Raw genomic sequence first — 22,482 nt, 5'->3', positions numbered from 1 at the left:
CTACCTCTTGCGGGAGAGCGTCAGCCCGTCCGCCACGGTCAGCAGCACGCTCTCCATCCGGGCGTCGGCCGCCACATGGTCGTTGAAGCCCCGGATGGCGGCCGCGCCACCGGTGGCCAGCGGGTCGGTGACGCCCCCGTGGAAGAGCACGTTGTCGGTGACGACGAGCCCGCCGGGGTTCATGCGCGGGACGAGTTCCTCCCAGTACGCGATGTAGTTGTCCTTGTCCGCGTCCAGGTAGGCCATGTCGATGTGCGGCTCCGCCGGCATCGCGCGCAGCGTGTCCAGGGCGGGCGCGATCCGCAGGTCGACGCGGTCGGCGACGCCCGCCTTCTCCCAGGCGTCCTGGCCGTACGCCGTCCACTCCTCGGAGATGTCGCAGGCGATCAGCACCCCGTCCGGAGGCAGCGCCTGCGCCATCGACAGCGCCGAGAAACCGGTGAAGGTGCCGACCTCCACGATGTGCCGGGCCCCCGTCAGCCGGACCAGGAAGGCCAGCAGCGGACCCTGCTCCTGGGCGGACTGCATGCCCGCCTGGCCGGGCAGCTCGGCGTAGGTGATCCTGACCAGCTCGCGCTGGACGGTGTCCAGCGGCGGGTTGTGCGCCAGCGCGTACGCGTACAGCTCGTCGGTGATCTTGGTTTCGTTGCCCTTGGTCATGTGCGTCTCCTCCGGTCGGCCGCCCGCCCAGCTTGCCGAAGATCGCTCGGGCGTGCTCAGCGATTCACCCGCAGGGGTCGGATGCCCGCACGAAACGGCGCAGGATCTCCTCGCCCGCGGCTCCGCCCCGCTCGCGGAGTACCTCGGTGTTGGGGGCGCCCCAGCCGCAGTCGGCGAGCTCGCCGTGGCCCGGGCGCCAGGCCCGGTCGGCGGCGAGCAGCAGGTCGGCGTCCAGCAGCGAGTCACCGGCGGCGAGCGTCAGGGTGGCACCGCAGCGCCGGGCCACCTCCCGCATCGCGGCGCTCTTGGTGAGCGGCTTGGGTACGGCGTAGATCTTCCGGCCCTGGAGCGAGACGGTCCACCCCTTGAGGTCCGCCCAGTCCGACAGCTCCTTGACCCAGCCCTCGGGGAGGGCGGCGCGGTCGACGACGAGGTAGGCGAAGAGGTCTTCGGCGACGCGTTCCTTGAGCATCCAGGAGGGGTGGCCGGCCGCCTGGATGTGGGCGCGGACCTCCCCGAGGGACGCGCACTCGCCGGCGATCCGGCGGACCACGTGGTCCTGCCAGTCCCGGTCGGAGACGCCGTCGACCAGGATGTGCCCGCCGTTGGCGCAGATGGCGTACCGGGGGGCGGGCCCGGGCAGGTGGATGCGGCCGTACTGCTCCCGGGTCCGGGTGGTGGTCGGGACGAACACCGTGGTGCGGGCCAGGCCGTCGAGGAGTGCGGCGGCCGTCTCCGTCATGTAGCAGAGGGGTGCCCCGCCGTACACCTCCACGCAGAGCAGGCGCGGGGCCTGCGCGTCCGGCATGGTCAGCTGGAGGGAGGCCGCCGAGTAGATGAGGGTGCGATCGAGGTCGCTGGCTACCAGCGTCACGGGGGCGCCGGCGGATCCAGCCGCATCCACGGATCGCAGCGCCTCGGCCGACCCTGATCCATCCACGGATCGCGGTGCCTCCGCCGACCCTGATCCATCCACGGATCGCGGTGCCTCAGCGGCCCCTGTTCCCTCCGCCGACGCGCTCTCCGGTGTGTTCACGCGCTCGCTCACTTCGCCGTCACCGCCGTGCCGTCCGCGCCGGTGGCGCCCCGGGTGTACTTGGGGTGGATCAACCCGACACAGGTGTACGGGAGTTCCTCGACCTCCTCGACCGGGACCCCGCGCTGCTCGGCGAGCAGTCGTACGTGGTCGAGGTCGGCGCCGGCGCCCCGCTTGGCCAGGATCTTCCACGGGACGCGGCGCAGCAGCACCCGGGTCGTCTCGCCGACGCCGGGCTTGACCAGGTTCACGTCGTGGATGCCGTACTCCTCGCTGATGCGCTCGACGGCGGCCCAGCCCTCCCAGGTGGGGGCGCGGTCCGCGGCGAGCAGTTCCTTCGCCTCGGCGTCCACGGCGTCGGCGACCTCGTCGAAGCGGGCGGCGACCGTGTCGAGGAACAGGCCCGAGACGTCGGTGTCGGCGAGTTCGCGGTAGAACTTCGCGCCGTGGAAGTCGTGCGGGCCGACCAGGTCGGAGCGCAGCACCGTACGCGAGATCAGCCCGGACACCGTGGAGTTGAGGCAGGCGGACGGGATCAGGAAGTCCTCGCGCGTCCCGTACGTCCGTACGCAGCCACCCGGGTCGGCCAGGACCGCGATCTCCGGGTCGAAGCCCTCGAACTCCTCCAGCGCCGCCGCGAGTTCGCGGGTGATGGCGCCCTTCCCCGTCCAGCCGTCGACGAACACGACGTCGGCCGGGTCGTGGTGGGCGGCCAGCCAGCGCAGGGCGTTGGCGTCGATGCCGCGCCCCCGGACGATGGAGACGGCGTAGTGCGGCAGGTCGAGGCCGTGGCGGTGCTGGGCCCAGCGGCGCATCAGGACGCCGACGGGGGTGCCGGCCCGGGCCAGCGAGACCAGGACGGGCCGGGGTCCCCTCTCCGCGAGGACGGTCTCGGTGACGGTGCCGACGGCCCGGGCGATACGGGCGGCCGAGGTGTCCAGGGCCGCCTTGAACAGCTCCTGGTACTGCGGGCTGGGCTGGTATTCGACGGGCAGTGATTCGGCGTAGTGCGCGCCGCCGCTCTGGATGGCCTCCTCGCGCTCCTCCGTGGGGGCCTCCAGGACGGTGTCCGAGAGGTCCTGGAGCAGCCAGCCGACGTCCTCCGCCGCGTAGGAGGAGAAGGCGGGTCCCCGGAGGGGTTCGGGCAGCATGGCGGCTTCCTGCCTGTGGGGGGCCGGCGAGGGGACGTACGAGGGGACGACCGCGAGCACGACCCGGTCGGTGTGGCCGGCGAGCCGGGCCAGCAGTCCGTCGGGGGCGTGCAGGGCGGGGGTGTCGGCGGTGGAGTCGACCACGGCGACGACGGCGTCGAATCCCGCGCCCGCGACGTTGTAGGCGTACCGGTCGCCCGGCCCGTCGGCGGGGTCGTCGTGGGCGGGGAAGACGAGGCGGCTGCGTATCGCGTAGCCGGGGTCGTCGACGGCGAGGACCGGCGAGCGGGTGGTCGTGGAGTAGCGCACCTCGGCCGTGGTGGCGTCCTCCAGCGCGGTGGCGAGCCGCAGCGGCGCGTACATCAGCTCCTCGAAGCCGAGGACGAGCACCCGGCGGGCGTCGCCCAGGGCGTCGGCGATACGGGCGCCCATGGCGGGCAGCGCGGCTTCCAGGGCCGCGCGGTGGACGGGGGTGAAGCCGTGCCGCCCGCCGTCGGGGACACCGGCCGGCCAGTCCAGGGCGACGCGTACGGGGGCGGGGGCGGGCCGGGACGCGGAGGCCCCGCTCGCGACGGGCCCGGTGTCCTGCGCGTCGTACTCGGCCACCAGGCTCCGGCCCTTCTCCAGGACCCCCTCGGGCAGGCGCACGGTGCCCCGGGCGCGGGCCACCAGGTCGACGCGGGCGCCGATCTCCTCGGCGAACTCGGCGAGCCGTCCCCGGTCCGCCTCGGAGCGCATGTCCACGAGGGCGACGATGACGTACCGGTCCCGGGGGTAGCGCGCGTGCAGGGCCCGGATGGTGTTGAGCACGGTGTTGCCGGTGGAGAACTCGTCGTCGACCAGGACCAGCGGCGAGCCGTCCGCCGTGGCGTTCAGCAGGTCCGGGTCCTCGGGCAGCAGCAGATGGGAGGTGGCGTGCGAGTGCGCCTCCTCGAAGCCGCCCGCCTGGGCGACTCCGGCGACGGGGCGGCGGGTCGAGTGGAGGTACGGGGCGACACCGAGCCCGTCCGCGACGGCGTGGCCGAGGCCCGTCGCCGTCTCCGCGTAGCCGAGGACGACCGCGCGGCGCGCCTCCGCCTCACCCAGCAGGTTCCGTACCCGTTCGCCGAGCTCGAAGCCCACGCCGTGGACGACGGACGGCCGCTGCGGCACGTGCTTGCCCAGGACGTTCGAGACGAGCAGATGCGCCCGCTTCGGGTTGCGGCGCAGGGCGAGGCCCAGCAGTTCCCTGAGCTCGCCGTCGCCGACGAGCTCGACCCCGAGCCGCCCTGCGACCCAGTTACCCGACCACTCCACGTCCACTGCCTCTTCTTCCCGTATGTGCTCGTCCGCTGCCGGCCCGTGCTCGCCCATGCCCGCGCTCAGGCCGTCACACCGGCGGCCAGGAGCTCCACGAAGCCGACGTCCTCGCGGGCCACGCCGAAGACCTCGGCGCGCTGGAGGGTCCGCTCGGCCCAGGCGCGGTGGGGCTTCACTTCGTTCATCTTGTTCGTGTACGCGGAGCGCAGCACCCCGCCGCCGCCCCGCTCCGGCCGCAGTATGTCCTGTGCGTCGCTGTACTCCTCGTGGCTGACGACCGAGAGCGCGTGCACGGGCAGGACGTGGGACGGATGGATGCAGGTCTTGCCGAGCAGCCCGTTGGCCCGGTCCAGCTCGATCTCGCGCAGCAGCCCGTCGAGGTCGTGCTCGATGAGGGTGGTGCGCAGTTCCTCGGCCTGCCCCACGAAGGGGCTGCGGCGCAGCTGGGGCTTGAACATCCGCTCCTGGAGCCGGAAGTACTCCCACACGGGGCCGGTGATGGTGAAGCCGGTGCCGTCCGAGCGGCCCAGCACGTTGACGACGTCACCGATGACCGCGCCGACGATCTGGACGTCGTACGCCGTCATGTCGGGCGCCCGGCGCAGACCGTAGGCCGAGCAGAAGTCGGTGACGCCCAGCCGCAGCGCGAGGATCCGCTCGCGGTACTTGTCGACGGTGCGGGCGATTCCCTGGAGGGTCGCGCCTCTCGTCTCCAGGTGCAGCAGCTCGGGCGATTCGAGGACGGGCATCGCGAACAGCCGGTGTCCGCTCTCCGCTTCGGCCGCGGTGAGGGCCTCCAGGAAGAGCTCGCCCCGCTCCTCCGTGAATTTCGGAAGTACGAAACCGGACAACCTTCGGACGGAGCTTCCCAGCCGCCGTACGAGGTCGGAGATCTGCTCGGGTTCGCGGACCCTGATGAAGAGCAGCGGCACATCGGCGTCCCGCGCCTCGATCTCGGCGAACTGCCGGACCAGGTTGGCCTCGGCGCCGGTCACCTCGGCGTCGTCGATGGAATCCTCCAGGCAGAGCACCATGGAGACGACTCCCTGGCCGCCCTGCTTGATCACGTCGTCGGCCAGCCTGGGGCGGGTCGCGGGGCTGTAGAGCGTGGCGCCGAGGGCCGCCGCGAGCATCGGGGAAGGGGAACCCGCGTCGAATTCGCACGGCTCCCTGAAGAACAGAGCTTCCCGGACAGCGGGCGAGATGTGCCCGAAATGACGCATGTGATTCCCCCGTACTGCCTGATGGACCGGACAAACATGTGGCCGGTAATAGTACGTTCGGAGAGGTGTCGCCGGTTCCCCGTCCCTGTGAACTTCGGGTGTCCCCGGCGTATCTCACTCCCCGCGCGGCGCGCCTGCGTGCCCCCCGGGAACCGTGCCTGGCCTACTGGTTCGTACCCCCGCGTTGTCCGGACGCCCCCCCAGCAGGCAGGATGACCGCCATGACGCACGCGATGCTGAAGGGCTCGAACGTCCCACTCGATGCCATGGCCGTACGGGCCGTGCTGCGCTGGACCCCGGGCACCGGGGTCCCCGATGTGGACGCCTCCGCCCTGCTGATCGGGCCCGACGGCCGGGTGCGTTCCGACGAGGACTTCGTCTTCTACAACCAGCCGCGGCACCCCTCGGGCCTCGTGCGGCGCCTGCCCAAGCGCAGTTCGCCCGAAGGGCTCACCGACACGATCGAGGCGGACCTCTCCTCGCTCGACCCCTCCGTGGAGCAGGTGGTCATCGCCGCGTCCTGCGACGAGGAGGCGTTCCAGCAGGTGACGGACCTGCGGATATCGCTGTACGACGCGGCGTCCGCCGACGGTGAGCCGCTCGCGGTCTTCGATGTGCGGGCCGAGACGGGCGAGGAGACGGCCGTCATCTGCGGCGAGCTGTACCGGCGGGGCGACGGCTGGAAGTTCCGGGCGGTGGGCCAGGGGTACCCGACGGGCCTCGTCGGACTGGCCACCGCCTTCGGGATCTCGGTGGACGAGGCCGAGGCGGCCTCCGAGCCCGGCCCCGCGGCCGTGCCGAGCGCTCCCGACCAGCAGGCGTCCTTCCCGCCCGCCCCCGACTCCCAGGCCACGGTGCAGCACCAGCAGCCCGCACCCGACTCCCAGGCGACGGTCCAGCACCAGCAGCCCGCGTACGGCTACCCTCAGCCGGCCGCCGCGCCCCAGCCCGCCTACGGCTACCCGCAGCAGCCCGCGACGGCTCCCGCGCCCGCGTACGGCTATCCGCAGCCCGCCCCGGACCGGCCGGCGTACGGCTACCCGCAGCCGGCCGCGGCGGCCGCTCCCGCCGCCGACCCGAATTTCGTGCTGCCCCCGCAGGGCCCGCAGTTCCTCCGGTAGTGAACCGGGGGCGCCGGCGCCCTTCACGGCGCGCACTCAGGCCCGCGTCTTGTAGCCGCGTCCCCACTGCATGCCGAAGCCGTACATCCGGTCCAGCTCCGACTGGAAGCCGTACACGAACTTCACCTCACGGCGCACGATCAGCTCGCCCTTGACGTTCTCCACCGTGAACACCGCGCAGGAGCGGGCCTGCGGGGCCCGCTCGTCCAGCTCGATCTCGATGCGCGGGCCGTTGCCCGGATAGAGCGTCACCTTGGCGTGCGTACGGTCGAAGGCCGGGGTCTGGTCGTAGATGTACACGAAGAACAGCAGGCGCTTGATCTCGTCGCGCTTGTCGAGGTTCACATAGACGGTCTCGCCCGACGGCGCCCCGAAGCGGTCGTCCCCGCTGAGCCGGATGTACGGGGCCGCGTTCAGGTCGCCGATGAGGTTGCCCAGGGGCTGCACGACCCCCTTGGTCCCGTCGGCCAGTTCGTACATGCAGCCCAGGTCCAGGTCGACGTTGACCATGCCCTGGGTGTGCGCCTGGACCACGTCGGGCTGGAAGAGCTTCAGCGGACGCAGCAGCCGGCCGCTCTGCCGCGACCTCCCGCCGATGTCCGACGTGCGCATCCGCCACGACAGGTTGACGCGCAGGTTGCCCGACAGGGCGCCCTGCTTGTTCAGCGAGACCGTGGCATTGCGCTTGGAGAGCACGATCGAGTTCGTCGCGGAGTTACCCGACTCGAACTGCGCAGCCCGCCTCGGAAACAGGCCGTCCCAGAAGGCCATCCCAACCCCCACATGTATCGGTAGTACCGCTCGACCGCGCACCTGCGCCCCAGCGGCCCCGCACGCCACTGCGGGGCGGCCGCCGCGCCGGGTCCGGGTTGTTCCCGGAGAACCGCCGCCGTGGGCCGCCCCGCAGAGAGAGCGTTCCTCAATCCTTACCGGGTCACACCCCGGAGGACACTTCCGCCTTGGAATCGGAGCCGCCGCCGCCTTCGCCGCCGGCCGCCTCGATGGCCTTGTTGCGCCGGACCGAGGACCAGAAGGACCAGGCGATCAGGATGACCCCGACGGAACCGGTGATGAGCTCGTTGATCTCGTACTGGATGGTGACGAGCAGGATGACCGACAGGGCGCCGATCGCGTAGTGCGCGCCGTGCTCCAGGTAGACGTAGTCGTCGAGGGTGCCCTGGCGGACCAGGTACACGGTGAGCGAACGGACGTACATGGCGCCGATACCGAGGCCGAGCGCCATCAGGACGATCTCGTTGGTGATGGCGAAGGCGCCGATGACGCCGTCGAACGAGAACGAGGCGTCGAGCACTTCCAGGTAGAGGAACATGAAGAACGCGGCCTTGCCGGCCAGGAGCACCGCGGAGGCCGGCTTCCCGGCCTTCCTGGCCTCTTCCTCGGCCTCGTGCTCACGCTCCTCCTCCTCTTCGAGCTTGTCCTCGAAGAACCCGGAGAGACCGCCGACCACGAGGTAGGTGATCAGACCGGCGATACCGGAGAGCAGGACGGTCGACGCCTTGTCGACGTGTCCGCCGCCGTGCTGGTGGGCGTGGGTGGCGACCGTCATCGACGCGATGAGCAGAACGATGAGCGCGACGCAGACCGACAGCATGTCGACCTTGCCGAGCTTGGCGAGCGGACGCTCGATCCAGCGCAGCCACTGGATGTCACGGTCCTCGAAGATGAAGTCGAGGAAGATCATCAACAGGAACATGCCACCGAATGCGGCGATCGACGGATGGGCGTCCGTCACCAGTTCCTTGTACCTGTCAGGGTCGTTGAACGAGAGGTCGATGGCCTCGATCGGTCCCAGCTGAGCGCTGATGGCCACGATCACGACGGGGAAGACCAGCCGCATACCGAAGACCGCGATGAGGACACCGACGGTGAGGAAGATCTTCTGCCAGAAGGCATTCATCTTCTTCAGGATTCCGGCGTTGATCACCGCGTTGTCGAAGGACAGCGAGATCTCCAGGACCGACAGGATCGCGACGATGCCGAATGCCTGCCACCCCCCGTAGAACACCGCTGCGACCAGGCCGATCGCGGTAACCGCGAACGACCAGCCGAAGGTTTTCAGAAGCACTGGCTACCCCATCATGTATGTAACGGGTCTCCCCCGGTTGAGTACGGGGCTCCCCCGCGCCGTGCGCGGCTTTACGAAACGTTGACCCCGAAGTCTAGAGCGATGCCCCGGAGCCCTGACGCGTACCCCTGTCCGACTGCACGGAATTTCCACTCACCGCCATAGCGGTAGAGCTCACCGAAGATCATCGCCGTCTCCGTCGACGCGTCCTCACTGAGGTCGTAGCGCGCCAACTCCTGTCCGTCCGCCTGGTTCACCACGCGGATGAAGGCATTGGCCACCTGCCCGAAGGTCTGCCCACGATTGTCGGCTTCATGGATCGAGACCGGGAAAAGGATCTTGTCGCAGTGCGCCGGCACCTGTGCGAGGTTCACGATGACGGACTCGTCGTCGCCCTCGCCCTCCCCCGTGAGGTTGTCGCCGGTGTGCTCGACGGAGCCGTCGGGGCTGGTGAGGTTGTTGTAGAACACGAACCACTCGTCGCCGAGGACCCGGCCCGACTGGCACAGCAGTGCGCTGGCGTCGAGGTCGAAGTCGGCTCCCGTCGTGGATCGTGCGTCCCAGCCGAGCCCGACCAGCACCTGCGTGAGGTTGGGTGCGGCCTTGGAGAGGGAGACGTTGCCTCCCTTGGCGAGCGTGACGCCCATGGTGTGTCCTCCCCGAGTCGATGGACGGTCGTTCGGCCCGGCACGGGCGCCTGACGGACGCGGGGCGCTCTGCCGAGCGCGTCCGGCGCCGCACATCGTGCGGCGCCGGACGCGATGGAGCTGAAAGTGCCCGGAGATCTCCTCCGGACCGGCTCAGACGTTGACGCCGAAGTCCTGCGCGATGCCGCGCAGACCCGAGGCATACCCCTGGCCGATGGCACGGAACTTCCACTCCGCGCCGTTGCGGTAGAGCTCGCCGAAGACCATGGCGGTCTCCGTCGAGGCGTCCTCGCTCAGGTCGTAGCGGGCGAGCTCGCTGTTGTCCGCCTCGTTCACCACGCGGATGTACGCGTTGCGGACCTGGCCGAAGCTCTGCTGGCGGCTCTCGGCCTCGTAGATCGAGACCGGGAAGACGATCTTGTCGACGTCGGCCGGGACACCGGCCAGGTTGACCTTGATGACCTCGTCGTCGCCCTCGCCCTCACCGGTGAGGTTGTCACCGGTGTGCTCGACCGAGCCGTCGGGGCTCTTGAGGTTGTTGAAGAAGACGAAATTCCCGTCGCTCCCGACCTTGCCCTCGGCGTTCGTCAGCAGCGCGCTGGCGTCGAGGTCGAAGTCACCGCCGGTTGTCGTCCGGGCGTCCCAGCCCAGACCGACGATGACCGCCGTCAGGTTCGGCGCGGCCTTGGTCAGCGAGACGTTGCCGCCCTTGCTGAGGCTGACTCCCACGAGTCCTCCAAAAGTTTTGAGAGGGCCGGCAGACACCAGCGCCCCCGTCGTGCGTTGGCATCGGATCAACGATTGGATCCTAGTGACCGGTTCCCGGCCAAAACAGGCTTTTGGCCGGTCGCCGCCTGGAGATCCCCGGATCCGGCGGGCCGCAAACCCCGGAGCCGCACCTTGCGTCCCAGGAGCCCCGCCCGATCGGATCGGCCGGATCAGATCGAGTCGAGTGCCTTGATGTAGTCGTTCAGGTCACGCGCGTCCGGCAGGCCGTTGACGACGGTCCAGCGGACCACGCCCTCCTTGTCGATGATGAACGTGCCGCGCACCGCGCAGCCCTTGTCCTCGTCGAAGACGCCGTACGCCCGCGAGGTCTCCCCGTGCGGCCAGAAGTCCGAGAGCAGCGGGTACTCCAGGCCCTCCTGCTCGGCGAAGACGCGCAGGGTGTGGATCGAGTCGTTGGAGACGGCGAGCAGCTGGGTGTCGTCGTTCTCGAACTTCGGGAGCTCGTCGCGGAGCGCGCACAGCTCCCTCGTGCAGACACCGGTGAAGGCGAAGGGGTAGAAGAGCAGCACCACGTTCTTGGCGCCGTGGGCACCCCTGAAGTCGGACAGCTTCACGGTGCGTCCGTGGTTGTCCTTCAGCTCGAAATCCGGAGCCTTCGTGCCGACCTCGATCGCCATGTACACGTATCCCTTCACGAACGTCACACTTCCCCGGCCTGGGCCGTCCGGGTGACACCCACCCTACGCAGCGGCCCCGGCCGGGGCCGGGCAGGGACGCACCGGCGCGTACGAAGGCCCCCGGCGGCGTGGTGCCGTCGGGGGCCTCAGGTGTGTGCAGAGCTCTCAGCGCTTGGCTTTGGCCCCCTTGGGAGTGACCAGACGGCTGCCCGTCCAGTCCTTGCCCGCGTTGATGCTCTTGGTCTGGGCGAGACCAGCTGTCTGGGCAGCCTCGTTGATGTCGCTCGGCTCGACGTATCCGTCTCGGCCGGTCTTGGGCGTCAGCAGCCAGACCGCCCCACCGTCCTCGATCAGACCAATGGCATCCACCAGCGCGTCCGTAAGGTCGCCGTCCTCGTCGCGGAACCAGAGCAGGACGACGTCAGCGACGTCGTCGTAGTCCTCGTCGACGAGTTCCTGGCCGATTGTGGCCTCAATGCCCTCACGGAGCTCCTGCTCGACGTCGTCGTCGTAGCCGATCTCCTGGACCACCTGTCCGGGTTCGAACCCAAGCCTCGCGGCCGTGTTGGTCCGTTCCTCCGCGTGGTCCGCGGTCGCGCTCACGGGTTGCCTCCTGATCATGTTTCGGAAAATGCTTCAGCCACGCGCGTGCGCGGGGCATTGGCCGTAGTCCACACGGGCTCGGCGAATCGCGCAAGTACCCGGCGTCCGAGACCGCCTAAACGGTGACGTTCCCTGCCACGTCGCCGCAACCTCCGGCATGTCTCCTGCGGGGCCGGAATCGGTGTCCGGACCCTTTGGACCGACCGTGGTCGGTCTTACGTCCTTCCTTAGCTTATGCCGTTTCGCTCCGCCATTCGGATTCGAACGGGCTTTGGGAACGGTTGGCCGGGTTGGGCGTATGGTTGCGGTTTGGGCGGGACCGCCCTCGCGCTGCTGGTACTCGTGCCCGGACACGGCGTCCGGGAACCTTGCGTTACCCCACAGTAGAGATGACGTTTGGGGCCTCGCGGTACACGATGGAGGCGGCGTAAGCAGCCGCCCCGGGGGTACGTTCCCCGCAACCAGGCCCCGAAGAGCACCACCGAACAGCGAAGGAACAGCGTGGCTTCCGGATCCGATCGCAACCCGATCATCATTGGCGGCCTTCCGAGCCAGGTCCCGGACTTCGATCCTGAAGAGACCCAGGAATGGCTCGACTCCCTCGACGCCGCCGTCGACGAGCGCGGCCGTGAGCGGGCCCGCTATCTGATGCTCCGGCTCATCGAGCGCGCGCGCGAGAAGCGCGTGGCCGTGCCCGAGATGCGCAGCACCGACTACATCAACACGATCGCCACGAAGGACGAGCCGTTCTTCCCGGGCGACGAGGAGATCGAGCGCAAGGTCCTCAACGCGACCCGGTGGAACGCCGCGGTGATGGTCTCCCGCGCCCAGCGTCCCGGGATCGGCGTCGGCGGCCACATCGCCACCTTCGCCTCCTCCGCCTCCCTCTACGACGTGGGCTTCAACCACTTCTTCCGGGGCAAGGACGACGGCCTGGGCGGCGACCAGATCTTCTTCCAGGGACACGCGTCCCCGGGTATCTACGCCCGCGCCTTCCTGCTGGACCGGCTGAGCGAGGCGCAGCTGGACGGCTTCCGCCAGGAGAAGTCCAAGGCCGGTCACGCGCTGTCCAGCTACCCGCACCCGCGGTCGATGCCGGACTTCTGGGAGTTCCCGACCGTATCGATGGGCCTGGGCCCGCTCGGCGCGATCTACCAGGCGCGGATGAACCGCTACATGGAGGCGCGCGGCATCGCCGACACCTCCAAGTCGCACGTCTGGGCGTACCTCGGCGACGGCGAGATGGACGAGCCGGAGTCGCTCGGCCAGCTGTCCATCGCCGCCCGTGAGGGCCTGGACAACCTCACGTTCGTGGTCAACTGCAACCTGCAGCGCCTCGACGGCCCGGTGCGCGGCAACGGCAAGATCATCCAGGAGCTGGAGTCGCAGTTCCGCGGCGCCGGCTGGAACGTCATCAAGCTGGTCTGGGACCGCACCTGGGACCCGCTGCTCGCGCAGGACCGCACGGGCATCCTGGTGAACAAGCTGAACACCACCCCCGACGGCCAGTTCCAGACGTACGCGACCGAGACCGGCTCGTACATCCGTGAGCACTTCTTCGGTGACGACCCGCGGCTGCGGGACATGGTCAAGGACATGTCCGACGACCAGATCCTGCACCTGGGGCGCGGCGGTCACGACCACCGCAAGGTCTACGCGGCGTACGCGGCGGCCAAGGCCCACAAGGGCCAGCCGACGGTGATCCTGGCGCAGACGGTCAAGGGCTGGACGCTCGGGCCGAACTTCGAGGGCCGTAACGCGACCCACCAGATGAAGAAGCTCACGGCGGACGACCTCAAGCGCTTCCGTGACCGTCTGCACATCCCGATCGCGGACAAGGAGCTGGAGGACGGCAACCCGCCGTACTACCACCCGGGCCGCGACTCGGAGGAGATCCAGTACATGCACGACCGGCGCCAGGGTCTGGGCGGTTACGTCCCGACGCGTGTGGTGCGGGCGAAGCCGCTGCCCCTTCCCGACGAGAAGGCGTACGCGACCGCGAAGAAGGGTTCGGGTCAGCAGTCGATCGCCACGACCATGGCGTTCGTCCGCGTCCTGAAGGACCTCATGCGGGACAAGGAGATCGGCAAGCGCTTCGTGCTGATCGCGCCCGACGAGTACCGCACCTTCGGCATGGACGCCTTCTTCCCGAGCGCGAAGATCTACAACCCGCTGGGTCAGCAGTACGAGTCCGTGGACCGTGAGCTCCTCCTCGCGTACAAGGAGTCGCCGACCGGTCAGATGCTGCACGACGGCATCTCCGAGGCCGGCTGCACGGCCTCGCTGATCGCCGCAGGTTCGGCGTACGCCACGCACGGCGAGCCGCTGATCCCGGTGTACGTCTTCTACTCGATGTTCGGTTTCCAGCGCACCGGTGACCAGTTCTGGCAGATGGCCGACCAGCTCTCGCGCGGGTTCGTCCTGGGTGCGACCGCCGGCCGTACGACGCTGACCGGTGAGGGTCTCCAGCACGCGGACGGCCACTCGCAGCTGCTGGCGTCCACGAACCCGGCCTGCGTCTCCTACGACCCGGCGTTCGGGTACGAGATCGCGCACATCGTCAAGGACGGTCTGCGCAGGATGTACGGCGGGGCCCCCGACGAGAACGAGGACGTCTTCTACTACCTCACCGTCTACAACGAGCCGATCCAGCACCCGGCCGAGCCCGCCGACGTGGATGTCGAGGGCATCCTCAAGGGCGTGCACCGCTACCGCAGCGGCGAGAAGGGCCAGATCCCGGCCCAGATCCTGGCGTCCGGTGTGGCGGTCCCGTGGGCGGTCGAGGCCCAGCAGATCCTCGCCGACGAGTGGAACGTGAAGGCGGACGTCTGGTCGGCGACCTCCTGGAACGAGCTGCGCCGTGAGGCCGTGGAGGTGGAGCGCCACAACCTGCTCCACCCGGAGGAGGAGCAGCGCGTCCCGTACGTGACGGAGAAGCTCTCCGGCTCCGAGGGCCCGTTCGTGGCGGTCTCGGACTGGATGCGTTCCGTGCCCGACCAGATCGCGCGCTGGGTCCCCGGCACGTACCAGTCGCTGGGTGCGGACGGCTTCGGCTTCGCCGACACCCGGGGTGCGGCCCGCCGCTACTTCCACATCGACGCGCAGTCGATCGTGCTGGCGGTGCTGACCGAGCTGGCGAAGGAAGGCAAGATCGACCGTTCGGCGCTGAAGACGGCGCTGGACCGCTACGAGCTGCTGGACGTGGCCGCCGCGGGCCCCGGCCCGGCGGGCGGCGACGCGTAAAGAACACCGTTCCTCGAAGGGCGGCGGAGCTTCACGGCTCCGCCGCCCTTCGGCGTTACCGAGGCGCGGTCCACCGGGAGTGGCGGGCGCCGGCGCGGCCGGTGTCGTCCGGTGTGCTGCTCAGTTCTCCCAGATCTTGAAGGCGCGGACCGTGTACGGCGACCGGGGCGTCCAGGTGCCGCCGCCCGGGTACGTCTCGAACTCGCCGGTCTCCGCGCACTCGGCCGACTGGTAGGTGGTGACGGGCCGGCCGGTGCGGTTGGCGAGCGCCTGGGCCGAGCCGCCGGCCGGCAGCGGGACGCAGCTCTCGATGTCGACGGTGGACAGCTCGTGGACCTGCCTGGCCCCGGTGAAGTCGGGCTTCGCCCAGAGGCAGAGCTGCCCGGCCCCGCAGGGCGCGAGCCCCGCCGGTGCGGCGTGCGGGGCGCTGCGGGCGCGCTCCTGTCCGGTGGCCCCGTGGTGGCGGGCGGCCGGTGTGGCGCCCGAGGACAGGGCGGCCGTGGCAGGGACGAGTGCGGTGGCCGCCAGGGTGGCGGCGAGAACGGTCGTACGCATGGTGGATCAACCCCCGTGGTCGAGCGAGCCGGGCGGCTCGCATGTCGGCACTCTGACCTGCGGAGGCACGGGCCGGGAAGGGGCGGGGCGGCGGACCACCCTGATAGGCGACAGCCCCGCCGGAACCGTCCGGCGGGGCTGTCGGGTGCGCTGTGTTGACGCCCGTGGCCCGGGGCGGGCCTGGGCTCGGCGAGGGGCCGCGGACGGCCCTCGGCGGATCAGATGTGGCCTGCGCCCATCCCCGCCTCGGCGTTCACACCGCGCTTGGTGAGCGTGGCGACCAGGGCGGCGACCACCGCGACGATGCCCGCGACCATGAAGGCCGCGCTCATGCCCGACACGAACGTGTCATGGGCGACGCCCGTGATCTTCGCCGCGATCTCCGGCGGGGTGCCGGGTGCGACGGGCGGCATGCCGACCTTGATGGCCGCGGACGCCTGGTCCAGCTGGGCCGGCTGGACCGGCGGAAGGCCGGCCGCCTTCCAGTTGTCGCCGAGCTTCGCGTCGACCTGGGCGGCCATGACGGCACCGAGGACCGCCGTGCCGAGGCTTCCGCCGACCTGCATGGCGGCCTGCTGGAGACCGCCCGCGACACCGGAGAGCTCCATCGGGGCGTTGCCGACGATGACCTCGGTGGCGCCGACCATGACGGGGGCGAGGCCGAAGCCGAGCAGCGCGAACCAGAGCGACATGGTCAGCGTGCCGGTGCCGATGGCCAGCTGCGACATGCCGAACATGGCGACCGCGACGGACACCATGCCGCCGACCAGCGGGACACGCGGGCCGAACCGGGTGATCGCGGCGCCGGCGAGCGGCGAGCCGACGATCATCATCCCGGTCAGCGGCAGCAGGTGCAGACCGCTGTCGACCGGGCTCATGCCGTGCACGTTCTGCAGGTAGAAGGTGACGAAGAAGAGGCCGCCCATGAAGGCGAACGCCATCAGCACCATCAGGACCACACCGGCCGACAGGGGCACGGAGCGGAACATGGCCAGCGGGATCAGCGGCTCCCTGACCTTCGTCTGGGTGAACGCGAACGCGGCGAACAGGACGACGGCGCCGACGAGGAAGCCGAGCGTCATCATGTCGCCCCAGCCCCACTCGGCCCCCTTGATCAGGGCCCAGATCAGGCAGAACATCGCCGACGACAGCAGCACGATGCCGCCGATGTCGAAGGACCTGGGCGCGTTCTCGGCGCGGTGGTCCTTGAGGATCACCAGGCCGAAGACGAGCGCGAGCACGCCGACCGGCACATTGATGAAGAAGACGGACTGCCAGTTGACGTGCTCCACGAGCACACCGCCGAGGATGGGCCCGCCGGCCGTCGATGCGCCGATCACCATGCCCCAGATGCCGATCGCCATGTTCAGCTTCTCGGCCGGGAAGGTGGCGCGCAGCAGGCCGAGCGCCGCCGGCATCAGCAGGGCGCCGAAGAGCCCCTGGAGCACCCGGAAGACGATCACCAGGGCCACGCCCTGGGAGAGGCCGATCGCGGCAGACGCGGCGGCGAAGCCGGCGATGCCTATCAGGAAGGTCTGGCGGTGGCCGAAGCGGTCACCGAGCTTGCCCGCGGTGATCAGGGAGACCGCGAGGGCGAGCATGTAGCCATTGGTGATCCACTGGACGTCGGCGAGCGAGGCGCCGAGGTCCTGCTGGATGGCGGGGTTGGCGATCGCGACGATCGTGCCGTCGAGCGCCACCATCATCACGCCGATGGCGACGGAGAAGAGCGTCAGCCACGGATGGCCGCGCAGCCCTTTCACCGGTGCGGGAACAAAGGTGTCTTCAGGCTCCCGCGGTGCCTTCTCGACAGTGGTCCGACTAGTCATGCGCAGGACGTTATGTCAGCCTCTGACAGTTGACAAACCAATTCACAGGACAGTAACTGTCGCGTAGCTCACAGGTAGGCTGAACAGGTAAAAGCAGGGAAAAGAGGTCCGGTACGTGACAGGCAGGCAGACATCCGGGGTTCCCGTGCCGGGGGCTCCGACCGGACTGCGTGAACGCAAGAAGCGGCGCACCCGTGAAGCCCTGCTGCACACGGCCCTGAGACTCTTCACCGCGCAGGGGTACGACCGGACGACGGTGGACGAGATCGTCGACGCCGTCGACGTCTCCCAGCGCACCTTCTTCCGCTACTTCGCCAACAAGGAGGCCGTGGCCTTCGCCGTCCAGGAGGAGGTGGACGCGCGCTTCCTCACGGAGCTGCGTCAACGCCCCGCCACGGAGGCCCCTTTCGAGGCAATGCGCCGGGCCGCCCTGAAGGCGTGGAGCACCCTCTCCGAGGCCGAGGACGACGACATCACGGCCGAACTCCAGATGCGCGCCTACCGGATGATCGAATCGACGCCCGCGCTGCACGCCGCCCATATGCGGCGCCACATCGGCCTGGAGCAGCAGACCGCCCGGCTGATCGCGGAGCGTGAGGGGCTGGACGTGGAGGCCGACCCCCGCCCCCGGGTGGCCGTCGCCGCGTTCTCCGGGGTGATGCGGATGACCGGACAGCTCTGGGGCCGCCGGAAGGACCCGGGGCTGGACGCGCTCCGGGAGCTGACCGAACTCCACCTGGACCAGCTCGGACCTGCGCTCTCCGGGAGCTGGCGCACCGCGTAGGCACCTTCCTTACGCGACCCGCACAGATGTGCCGCACCCCTCATCTCCGCCGCATGGCCGAACTCACAATGCCCCTGCCGCCCGGGCCGATTCGCGTCCCGAACGGCTCTTCGCCGCGCCGGACCGTAAATCCGGCGCACACGGAGCGTAAGAGACGGAGGGTCAATTCCCTGCGGTCGAGTGATCCGTGTCACCCCTGCGACGACGTCGCGCACCCGTCTCCTAGGGTGGGGCGCAGTGACTTCCTTCGACTCATCCCCCACCCTCACCGCGTGGCGAGCGCTGCTCGCCATCGCGGTGGTGTTCGTGATGCTGGCGACGTCCGGATGGACCGCCGTGCGTCAACAGCACTCGGCCTCGCCGCGCGAGACCGCGCTCGCCTCCTGGGCGAAGGACCGCATAGCCGGTCATTCCCTCCCGGACGTGAGCGCTCCGGCCTACCGGCTGGCCCACTTCTTCGCGACGCTCACGGCGGGCCAGCGGGTCGCCCTGGCCGACAAGTACCCGCTGGTGGTGGGGAATCTGAACGGCGCGCCGGTCACCCTGCGCTACCGGGCCAACCGGCACGCCCTGACACAGGCGGAGTCGGCCGAGGAGCAGCGGACGCAGGACGTGCGGCTCTCCCCGGACGGGCGTCATCAGGCCGCGCTCCGGCTGGCGCGCTTCCGGTCCATGCTCGCCGGTGACCGGCAGTTCCTCGCCTTCGACCCGTCGGGGCGCGGCCGGGCCGCCGAGGTCATCGGTGACCTCGACCGGGCCGAGCGGGTCTCGGTGGTCGTGCCCGGGGTGGACACGAACCTCCTGACGCTGGAGCGCACCGGCGTCAAGAAGAACGCGGCGCCCGTCGGCATGGCGCAGTCGCTGTACGCCGCCGAGCGCTCGGCGCGCCCCGGTTCGCGTACGGCGGTCATCGCGTGGGCCGACTACACGGCGCCCGTGGGGATCGGCATGGACGCCGTGCTGGGCGGGCTGGCGACGGAGGGGGCGGGGCGGCTGAACGATCTCCTGGACGCGCTGCCCGGCACCTCGGACGTCTCGCTGTTCTGCCACAGCTACGGCTCCGTGCTGTGCGGCGTGGCCGCGCAGGGGCTGCCGTCCAGGGTGTCCGACATCGCGGTCGCGGGCAGTCCCGGGATGCGTGCGGACAACGCCCGTGCCCTGCACACCAGGGCCACGGTGTGGGCGATGCGGGACGGGGACGACTGGATCGCGGACGTGCCGAACATGGCGGTCGGCGGGCTCGGCCACGGCGCCGACCCGGTCGATCCGGCCTTCGGCGCGCGGATCGTGTCGGCCAACGGCGCGATCGGGCACAGCGGCTATTTCGAGCCGGGCACGGAGAGTCTCAGCAACTTCGCCGCGATCGGCGTGGGCGCCTACAACGCGGTCACCTGTGCGGGTACCGAGGGTGCGTGCCATCGGGAGATTTCCGGCGAGACAGAGGCCTGACGCGCGTAGAAAGTCGTTCGACGCGCGTGGAGAGCGGCGAACGGCCCGGAAACCCGGGTCGCTTTTCCGCCTGTACTGAAGGGGGACGTGCGGGCCTGTGCCACATACGATGAGGCACATGGGTGATGTGCTGGCCGGAATTCATGCCACCTGGGAGTTCGACACCGACTCCGTGCTCATCCGCTTCGAACGGGGAATCCGCACGCCGAGGCTCTTCCAGAGCCTGCGTGAACGCCGCATTCCGTACGCGGCGTTGTCTTCGGTGACGCTGACCCCGGGCAAGCGGGGCACGGTGGTCCTTCGGGCGGTGCCGAGACCAGGTGCCGATCCACTGCTGGAGGCCGCGGCCGGGCAGCTCAAGGAGAGCAACGACCCCTACCGTCTGGTGCTGCCCGCCGATCGCGAGACGCTCGCCGAGTACTACGCCGACGAGCTGCGCGCCCTGCTGGTCCCGGAGGCGTCCCTGCCCGCCGAACGCTTCCTGGTGACGGCCCCCGAGGCGCCGATGCACTTCAAGGCGTACGACGGCCGGGCCGGCTTCGACGGGACGCTGGTCTCCTTCCGCTGGTTCTGGACGGGTGCGTCGAGCGCCAAGTGGAAGGCGGGCGACCAGTCGTTCCCCGTGGCGGAGCTGGGCGGGGTCGAGTGGCGTTCGCCCGAGGCGCTGGAGGGGTATCTGCGGCTGCTCCCACGCGCCGCGGCGGCGGACCCCGACCCGGGCGGCCCCGTCCCCGGCCAGGCGCCCGGCGTCACCGAGCGCGCCCAGCCGGACCAGGACCCCGCGTCCGTCGTGTTCGGCCTGGGCTACGGGCCGGTGCACGAGTCGCTGCCGTTCGCCGCGGCGGTGCTGGAGTCCGTCCGCCGCACCCAGTCGGTGCCCGTGGCGACCGCCGCCGTCCCGGTGGGCGGCGCGCGGCGCGATCCGGCGGACATCGCGGAGCGGATACGCCACCTCGGCGATCTGCACCAGGCGGGTCTGGTGACGGACGCCGAGTACAGCGCGAAGAAGGCGGAGCTGCTCGCCGAGCTCTGAGCCCTGCCCGGGCCGGTGGCGGCCGTGGGCGGAGCGGGCCCGAAGCCATGCCCTGCCCGGGCCGTGGCGGTCGCGGGCGGAGCGGGCACGAGGCGGTCGCCGGTCCCGGCCCCTACCCGGGTACGGGGCCGGGGCCCCGCGGTCCATCCCCCGGTATGACGCCTCCGGGCGCGTCCCGCGCCTACGCTGACCCGACCATGCCCCCTTCTCCTGCCGGGCCCCCGCCCGCCGACGGTCTGCTGAGCGCCGCCCGCCGCAATCTGCGCGAGCTCGCCCAGGGGCTGTCCCACGCGTCCCATCCGCCGACCCCGCTCTTCGCCGACTCCCCCAGGCGCTGGCTGCGGCTGCTGCCGTACGTGCTCGTACTCGCCCTGACCGCCGTCTTCGTCCCCGTCACGATCGAGGTGCTGACCGGCGACTACGGGGTGCCGGGCGGGCTCGCCGGGGCGCTGGCCGTCGGGCAGGCCGCGCCCCTGCTGATGCTGGCGCACCGGCCGCTCCAGGCCTGGTGGATCGTCTTCACCGCCGATGTCGTGGGCGCGGTGGTGCTGCTCGGGCAGGGGCTGCGCCCCGACGAGCTCTGGCCGTGGACCCCGCCGGGCCTCGTCGGCTATCTCTTCGTGCTGCTGGCCCTCGGGCTGCGGGAGAGCCGGCGGACCGTGATCGGCGTCTGGCTGGCGACGGGCGCGGCCTGCCTGCTGCTGTTCCTGGTCAGGCCCTCGCACGGCAACAGCAGCGCGCTCCTGCTGTTCGTCCTCGGCGGGGTGGTGCTGGTGATCGGGGCGGCGGTACGGGAGCGGAGCGACGCCCAGCGCCGGCTCGTCGAGCAGGAGACGATCAGCGAGGCCGAGCGGGCACAGCGCACGCTGCTGGAGGAGCGCACCCGGATCGCCCGGGAGCTGCACGACGTGGTCGCGCACCACATGTCGGTGATCACCGTGCAGGCCGACTCGGCGCCGTACCGGGTCCAGGGGCTCTCCGAGGAGGCGCGGGCGGAGTTCGCGTCGATCGCGGCCGGGGCCAGGGAGTCGCTGGCCGAGATGCGCCGGCTGCTGTCGGTGCTGCGCAGTGACGGCAGCCCGGGCGAGCTGGCCCCGCAGCCCGGCCTCGACCGGGTCCAGCAGCTGGTCGAGGCGACGGTACGGGCGGGGCTCCCGGCCGAGCTGTCGCTGGCCTCGGAGGTCCGGGAGGCGCTGGAGCGGGGCCGCGTGCCGCAGGCGGTGGACCTGTCGGCGTACCGCATCGTGCAGGAGGCGCTGGCCAATGTGGTGCGGCACGCTCCGGGGGCACGGACCCGGGTGTCGGTCACGGCACGCGACGGCCATCTGACGGTGCTGGTCGTCAACGGGCGGCCCCAGGAGACCGGTTCGCCGTTGAGGAAGCTGGAGACCTCGGGCACGGGACACGGGCTGGTCGGCATGCGCGAACGCGTACGGTTGACCGGCGGCACACTCGACACCGGCCCGCTGCCGGACGGGGGCTTCCGGGTGGCCGCGCGGCTCCCGCTGCCCCCGCCCCTGCCGCCCTCGGCATCCGCGACCCCGGAGGAACCGTGACCATCCGCGTGATCATCGTCGACGACCAGGCCATGGTGCGGGCCGGGTTCGCCGCGCTGCTGGCGGCCCAGAGCGACATCGACGTGGTGGGCGAGGCCCCGGACGGGCGCAAGGGCGTCGAGGTCAGCAGGTCCGTGCACCCGGATGTCGTCCTGATGGACGTGCGGATGCCGGAGATGGACGGACTGGCCGCCGCCCGCGAGCTGTTGAGCCCGCCGGCCGGGGTGGTGCACCGGCCGAAGGTCCTGATGCTCACCACGTTCGACGTGGACGACTACGTGTACGAGGCGCTGCGCGCCGGGGCGTCCGGGTTCCTCCTCAAGGACGCCCCGCCCGCCGATCTGATCTCCGCGGTGCGGGTCGTGGCGGCCGGGGACGCGCTGCTCGCCCCGTCCGTGACACGGCGGCTCATCGCGGACTTCGCGCGGCAGCGGCCGGCGCCGCCGTCCGGCGGGCCCGCGCTCCGGCTGAACGGCCTGACGCCGCGTGAGACGGAGGTCCTGGAGCTGATCGCCCGTGGCCTGTCGAACCAGGAGATCGCGGCGCGGCTGGTGGTGGCCGAGCAGACCGTGAAGACGCACATCGGCAAGGTGCTGGCCAAGCTGGGGCTCCGGGACCGGGCACAGGCCGTGATCTTCGCGTACGAGTCGGGGCTGGTGGCTCCGGGCGACGCATAGCCGCGCCCACGCCCCTGCCTGCCCCCGGGCCGCCGTAGGGCTGTCCCCCCGTACGCCCCCTACCCGGGTATCACCGGAGAGTTGGCTCCCCGGGGTGACGCCCCGTGACCCACCGCGTTCCTAC

At 70.6% G+C, this 22,482-nt stretch carries 19 protein-coding genes; 7 read left to right on the top strand and 12 right to left on the bottom strand.

Going from position 1 to position 22,482, the window contains the following annotated elements:
* From ACZ607_RS02070 to ACZ607_RS02055, 4 genes are all read right to left on the bottom strand, one after another.
* On the bottom strand, positions 1 to 660 hold the full coding sequence (locus ACZ607_RS02070) for an O-methyltransferase (protein ID WP_469730788.1): 660 nt from the start codon (positions 658 to 660) through the stop codon (positions 1 to 3).
* A gap of 64 nt (positions 661 to 724) precedes the next feature.
* Entirely contained in the window at positions 725 to 1,534 is an 810-nt protein-coding gene (locus tag ACZ607_RS02065) for an HAD family hydrolase (RefSeq protein ID WP_469730786.1), read from the bottom strand.
* A gap of 170 nt (positions 1,535 to 1,704) precedes the next feature.
* Positions 1,705 to 4,200 carry a phosphoribosyltransferase gene (locus tag ACZ607_RS02060; RefSeq protein ID WP_469730784.1) on the bottom strand — a complete coding sequence of 832 codons (2,496 nt, stop codon included), beginning with the start codon at positions 4,198 to 4,200 and terminating at the stop codon, positions 1,705 to 1,707.
* A gap of 8 nt (positions 4,201 to 4,208) precedes the next feature.
* Entirely contained in the window at positions 4,209 to 5,369 is a 1,161-nt protein-coding gene (locus ACZ607_RS02055) for an HpcH/HpaI aldolase/citrate lyase family protein (RefSeq protein ID WP_469730782.1), read from the bottom strand.
* A gap of 212 nt (positions 5,370 to 5,581) precedes the next feature.
* On the opposite strand from ACZ607_RS02055, the gene ACZ607_RS02050 reads away from it, so the two are divergent.
* Positions 5,582 to 6,490: a TerD family protein gene (locus tag ACZ607_RS02050; protein WP_469730780.1), complete on the top strand. Its 909-nt coding sequence runs from the start codon at positions 5,582 to 5,584 to the stop codon at positions 6,488 to 6,490.
* Between the two features lie 36 nt (positions 6,491 to 6,526).
* Here the strand turns inward: ACZ607_RS02050 and ACZ607_RS02045 are convergent, their stop codons facing one another.
* The 6 genes from ACZ607_RS02045 to ACZ607_RS02020 form a co-directional block, all read right to left on the bottom strand.
* Positions 6,527 to 7,261, bottom strand: a complete 735-nt coding sequence (locus ACZ607_RS02045; RefSeq protein WP_387396067.1) for a TerD family protein — start codon at positions 7,259 to 7,261, stop codon at positions 6,527 to 6,529.
* A gap of 163 nt (positions 7,262 to 7,424) precedes the next feature.
* Positions 7,425 to 8,576 (bottom strand): DUF475 domain-containing protein, encoded by a 1,152-nt coding sequence (locus tag ACZ607_RS02040; protein ID WP_469730778.1) that lies wholly within the window; start codon positions 8,574 to 8,576, stop codon positions 7,425 to 7,427.
* Between the two features lie 71 nt (positions 8,577 to 8,647).
* Positions 8,648 to 9,223, bottom strand: a complete 576-nt coding sequence (locus ACZ607_RS02035; RefSeq protein WP_124276685.1) for a TerD family protein — start codon at positions 9,221 to 9,223, stop codon at positions 8,648 to 8,650.
* Between the two features lie 153 nt (positions 9,224 to 9,376).
* A complete protein-coding gene (locus ACZ607_RS02030) occupies positions 9,377 to 9,952 on the bottom strand; it encodes a TerD family protein (RefSeq protein WP_099172391.1) in 576 nt (191 codons plus the stop codon).
* Positions 9,953 to 10,161: 209 nt separating this feature from the next.
* Positions 10,162 to 10,629: a peroxiredoxin gene (locus ACZ607_RS02025; RefSeq protein WP_469730775.1), complete on the bottom strand. Its 468-nt coding sequence runs from the start codon at positions 10,627 to 10,629 to the stop codon at positions 10,162 to 10,164.
* A 165-nt stretch (positions 10,630 to 10,794) separates the two neighbouring features.
* A complete protein-coding gene (locus ACZ607_RS02020; protein ID WP_124276683.1) occupies positions 10,795 to 11,232 on the bottom strand; it encodes a DUF3052 domain-containing protein in 438 nt (145 codons plus the stop codon).
* Between the two features lie 501 nt (positions 11,233 to 11,733).
* Between ACZ607_RS02020 and aceE the strand changes: the two genes are divergently transcribed.
* Positions 11,734 to 14,475, top strand: coding sequence for a pyruvate dehydrogenase (acetyl-transferring), homodimeric type (aceE, locus tag ACZ607_RS02015; RefSeq protein ID WP_469730773.1), 2,742 nt, complete (start codon positions 11,734 to 11,736; stop codon positions 14,473 to 14,475).
* A 120-nt stretch (positions 14,476 to 14,595) separates the two neighbouring features.
* Here aceE and ACZ607_RS02010 read toward each other — a convergent pair whose 3' ends face one another.
* Positions 14,596 to 15,030 carry a peptidase inhibitor family I36 protein gene (locus ACZ607_RS02010; protein WP_469730771.1) on the bottom strand — a complete coding sequence of 145 codons (435 nt, stop codon included), beginning with the start codon at positions 15,028 to 15,030 and terminating at the stop codon, positions 14,596 to 14,598.
* 218 nt (positions 15,031 to 15,248) lie between these two features.
* On the bottom strand, positions 15,249 to 16,859 hold the full coding sequence (locus ACZ607_RS02005; RefSeq protein ID WP_469730769.1) for an MFS transporter: 1,611 nt from the start codon (positions 16,857 to 16,859) through the stop codon (positions 15,249 to 15,251).
* 115 nt (positions 16,860 to 16,974) lie between these two features.
* Between ACZ607_RS02005 and ACZ607_RS02000 the strand changes: the two genes are divergently transcribed.
* The 5 genes from ACZ607_RS02000 to ACZ607_RS01980 all read left to right on the top strand — a co-directional run bounded on the left by ACZ607_RS02000 (position 16,975) and on the right by ACZ607_RS01980 (position 22,358).
* A complete protein-coding gene (locus tag ACZ607_RS02000; protein WP_469730767.1) occupies positions 16,975 to 17,643 on the top strand; it encodes a TetR family transcriptional regulator in 669 nt (222 codons plus the stop codon).
* 237 nt (positions 17,644 to 17,880) lie between these two features.
* Positions 17,881 to 19,092: an alpha/beta hydrolase gene (locus ACZ607_RS01995; RefSeq protein ID WP_469730765.1), complete on the top strand. Its 1,212-nt coding sequence runs from the start codon at positions 17,881 to 17,883 to the stop codon at positions 19,090 to 19,092.
* Between the two features lie 118 nt (positions 19,093 to 19,210).
* Positions 19,211 to 20,125 (top strand): DUF4429 domain-containing protein, encoded by a 915-nt coding sequence (locus tag ACZ607_RS01990; protein WP_469730763.1) that lies wholly within the window; start codon positions 19,211 to 19,213, stop codon positions 20,123 to 20,125.
* 197 nt (positions 20,126 to 20,322) lie between these two features.
* Positions 20,323 to 21,681: a sensor histidine kinase gene (locus ACZ607_RS01985; protein WP_469730761.1), complete on the top strand. Its 1,359-nt coding sequence runs from the start codon at positions 20,323 to 20,325 to the stop codon at positions 21,679 to 21,681.
* Positions 21,678 to 22,358 carry a response regulator gene (locus ACZ607_RS01980; RefSeq protein ID WP_124276675.1) on the top strand — a complete coding sequence of 227 codons (681 nt, stop codon included), beginning with the start codon at positions 21,678 to 21,680 and terminating at the stop codon, positions 22,356 to 22,358. The genes ACZ607_RS01985 and ACZ607_RS01980 overlap by 4 nt, the downstream gene beginning before the upstream one ends.
* Positions 22,359 to 22,482 lie beyond the last annotated feature (124 nt).

The organism is Streptomyces sp. NPDC104381 (assembly GCF_055583745.1).
The sequence above is the reverse complement of the archived record's forward strand: the minus strand, read 5'-3'. Positions and strand labels throughout refer to the sequence as shown.